Below are 3,589 nucleotides of genomic sequence, written 5' to 3' on the forward strand. Positions count from 1 at the left end.
CTGCGCCTGCAGCTCCGCGCTGTAGCGCCGTCTCGATCTGGGTCCTGAAGCGAGTTTGTCGCTTGTCATCATGTCCACCTATCTTTAAGTGGACACGATCCTTCACGTCGCGACGCTCGGATTCAAGATGGGATTACCGGACGCATACGCCTTGCCCTTCAAACTCCGCAGAGTTGTTGAGCCGATGAAATGGTTTGAAGACCGATTGTTCGTTGGCTGGATCAAAGCCGGGGCCGTTGTCACGCACATAAAAGACCGTTTCGACCAATCCTGACCGCGCGCCCACTTCAATTATTGTCCCCGTCGACCGCGACGTGAACTTCCAAGCGTTCCCCATGAGGTTGGCAAGCACCACCTTGAGCAGAGTGGCGTCGGCGGTCGCGTACATGCCGTCCTGAATGCGAAATTCGACGGCCCGCGATGAGGCGCCGGCCCGAAGCGAGCGCGCGATCTCGTGGGCCATCGACGTCACGTCAAGGTCCTCCCGCTTGACGGCTGTATTACGGGCAAGCGCCAAAGCCCGAACGTCCTGAGCCAGTCCCTCCATCTTGATGGCGGACATGAGGACGTCCTGGCGCACCTCCTCGCGCACCTCGGCCGTCTTCGAGGCGTCGGCCTCCAAAATACCGCGCAGCTGGCTGAACGGCGTCGACAGGCTTTGAGATAAGGAGACCGAGAAGTTTTGTTGTCGGCCTCCTGACGCAGCTCGCCTTCTCTGATCTTGAAGCCCTGCTCCAGAGCACGCAATTGCCGGCCATACCGCCGGTACCCAAGCCAGCCTGCGCAGCAGATCAACGCAAACAGGCTCAGGGATGTGACCGTCCAGGTCACGCGTTCGCGCGCGAAGTTACGCCATCCTGCGAGCACCTCTTCTCGCGGGTAGCCTACGAGCATCACGGCATCGACGTCGCGGAGTTGTCGATAGCTGATGATCCGCGTGATGCCGTCGAGCTGGCTCGTCGCCTCGTACGTGCCTGCGCCCTCGAAAATTGGAGGATTGCCAACAGGAAGGAAGCCGATCGATCCGTCGATGAACGGCTGCCGGAAGACGATTCCTCCAGTACCGCGGCCAACAATCAGGAAGTTGGCATCACGTAGATTCCCCATTTGCTCGTAGAGGTTGCGCATGTACGAGAGGTCGATCCCAACCAGAACGACGCCAAGCATCTTCCCATCGCGCGAGGGAACGATGCGCGAAAGCGGCAGAACCCAACCACCGGTCAGTTCCGAGTAATGGGCATGAGCGACTTGAATTCCGAGGTCCGTCGGATGGGCGAGGTGATAAGCCATGGCCGGGCGTTGGCGCACTGAAAGGCCCTCCTGAGTTTCAGGCACCCCCACGCTCGCCACGACCGTTCCGGTCGCATCGAGAACAAGCATTGCTCGCGTGCCCACCGCATCACCTGCTCCCCGCACTAACTCGGCCCTGACCTCGGAGGCAGCTATACGCCGTGGCCCACCCTCCGCCTGCAATTTCAACGTAATCGCGTTCAGGCTCGACATCGCACTGCGTGTGACCGCGGTGAACTGCTCTGAGAGGCTGAGAGGCTGAGAGCTTCGAGTTGCGTGTCTCGGCGCGCGCTCTCAAGCGCTGCGTCACGCACCGGTAGCGTCGTCCACCAGGCGCACAAGGCGGCAAGAGCGATGGCTACGAGGACGGTCAGGCCAGAAATAATGCGGAGTACGACGGAGGGGGACGACATGTCTATGACGTTTGACGAGTGAGGGTCGATTCTCCCCCGTGTGTCCCGCGCCCCTGCAGCTCAGCTCCGGCATCGGGGCACAACAATGGGCCTCCTCATTTTGCCCGCAGGCGTCGAGGCGCCTTCGATGGCCGCAAAAACCTTGCATGCTGCGCTTGCGGATGTCGATGTCCGGCGACCGATGGGCGTACATGCTGTTCCTTCGTGTGCATTGCAAATTCGACAAAACCCGCCACGCTGGCCCGCGCCGTCGTGACCGCATCTAGATTCCAAAGTCGAAGCTGAGCCGCCGGAGATCCGGAAAGATACGACGCCCCTTCTATTCCACTTTGTAGTAGAGCACGCGCACAAGCCCCTCATTGCTAGAAAGGGGTGATTCGCAACGTTAGATCAGGACTCGGCACATGGCGGTCGTAGGCAATTACCTGCGACACCGTGCCTGCCATGCCAACTCCTACAACTACCTCTAGCTGTAGCACGAGATCCCTGGGTGTAGGTGCACGATCAATCGAGTCCGAATTCACGAATCAGTTCGGACCTCGGGAAAACCTAGTTGGACGGCGACAAGCAACGCCCAGGCTTCCATCATTGGATCGCAAACGGCGCGCGCCTCCTCGCGGCTGCTGTGAGGCGTGAGCGTGATCTTGCTTCCATCAACGGTCGAACTCAGGCTGCGGATGGTCGATCAGCGTTGGCGGCGCGTACCACAGTCCCGGTCCGAAGACGAGCATGTAGCGAAGCTCAGCAACGTGTGGATCGTTCATCCAAGATGATCGTAGCGCCGTCGTGTCGGGGTCCATTCTGAGAAGGTCGTGCCCTCGTCGCGCTGTATGTGGCCTATCGACCGAAACTTCCAATCACCGCATGGTCAGGTCCAGACCCATCCTATTGCAAAATTCAAAGGTGAGGAACAACATGAGGAACGCAGAAGCGACAAACGCCGCGCCCACCTTGATGGATGTTAGTACCACTGCAGCCGTCTTTTGATTTCTGTCCTTCTGTCCCCGATCGTAATGCCACTTGACGGCCAAATACATGCCCACGCTGAGCACGAGAACCTTGAAAATAATAAAAGCGATGGGGATTGAATTCATGATTTAAAGGACGTTGCTGGTGACAGACTGCGAAGTGTCCGAGTGCGGCGAGCCACTAGACCGATGAAGAAACAAGAAAGAATCTAACGAGCGGTTGCGGTGAGCTGAATGGGCGTCTGTAAGGAACGTCGAAAGCGGAGCAGTCGGCACCACAGAAGCACTCTCATCGTGCTGTCGATTGTTCATCTTCGAGGCGATACGCACAGAACCAGATCACCTGAAAATTCTGCGTATCAGATGCAAGGAGGCCGGTAGTCGCTCCGGGGCACGCCGACGTTTGATACGAAAATCTGGGGGCGGTCAAGAACGACCGTACCAGGGGCAGATGCCCATGAACCGTTACGAGAAGCTTGCCGACAACATCGCTCAGCGCATTCGCACCGGTAGCCTAAAGGCGAACGATCGCCTTCCTTCCGGGCGCGAAAAAGCATCCTGAGCACTCGACGCCGGCGTTGGCGACGTCCGCGTCCTGGCGCCGGCCCGGTCGCTTACGCAAGCGAATCCATGCGGGTGTAACGGCCTGCCTTTAGGTTCGCAAGTAACTCAGGAAGTTAAATATCACCGGCATCATCGCCGCCGTCGCGACACCATTCAGGCACATCGCTAGCGCCGCAAATCCTCCAGCGACGGGGCCGCCTTGCATCGTATGCGTCCGGTAATCCCATCTTGAATCCGAGCGTCGCGACGTGAAGGATCGTGTCCACTTAAAGATAGGTGGACATGATGACAAGCGACAAACTCGCTTCAGGACCCAGATCGAGACGGCGCTACAGCGCGGAGCTGCAGGCGCAG

2 protein-coding genes are annotated in these 3,589 nt (G+C 58.8%); both read right to left on the bottom strand.

Annotation, left to right across the window (positions count from 1 at the left end; genetic code table 11):
* Positions 1-133: 133 nt before the first annotated feature.
* A complete protein-coding gene (locus AC1DSF_RS30420; RefSeq protein ID WP_478184039.1) occupies positions 134-562 on the bottom strand; it encodes a sensor histidine kinase in 429 nt (142 codons plus the stop codon).
* 1,998 nt (positions 563-2,560) lie between these two features.
* Positions 2,561-2,797 (bottom strand): hypothetical protein, encoded by a 237-nt coding sequence (locus AC1DSF_RS30425; RefSeq protein WP_478184040.1) that lies wholly within the window; start codon positions 2,795-2,797, stop codon positions 2,561-2,563.
* Positions 2,798-3,589: the final 792 nt, after the last annotated feature.

Source organism: Variovorax sp. 01N429 (assembly GCF_056399425.1).

What these genes read in the sequence shown, in the direction of transcription:
- AC1DSF_RS30420 (WP_478184039.1), bottom strand. Translation starts at nt 562, where the DNA reads ATGTCCGCCATCAAGATGGAGGGACTGGCTCAGGACGTTCGGGCTTTG.
- AC1DSF_RS30425 (WP_478184040.1), bottom strand. Translation starts at nt 2,797, where the DNA reads ATGAATTCAATCCCCATCGCTTTTATTATTTTCAAGGTTCTCGTGCTC.